General features: G+C 52.5%; 1 rRNA gene. It reads left to right on the forward strand.

Going from position 1 to position 303, the window contains the following annotated elements:
- Positions 1–303, forward strand: a 16S ribosomal RNA gene (locus tag CVN76_RS02655); the annotation flags it as partial.

Raw genomic sequence — 303 nt, forward strand, 5'->3', positions numbered from 1 at the left:
GAATTATTGGGCGTAAAGCGCGCGCAGGTGGTTCCTTAAGTCTGATGTGAAAGCCCACGGCTCAACCGTGGAGGGTCATTGGAAACTGGGGAACTTGAGTGCAGAAGAGGAAAGTGGAATTCCAAGGGTAGCGGTGAAATGCGTAGAGATTTGGAGGAACACCAGTGGCGAAGGCGACTTTCTGGTCTGTAACTGACACTGAGGCGCGAAAGCGTGGGGAGCAAACAGGATTAGATACCCTGGTAGTCCACGCCGTAAACGATGAGTGCTAAGTGTTAGAGGGTTTCCGCCCTTTAGTGCTGC

It is taken from the genome of Bacillus sp. mrc49 (genome assembly GCF_002803435.1).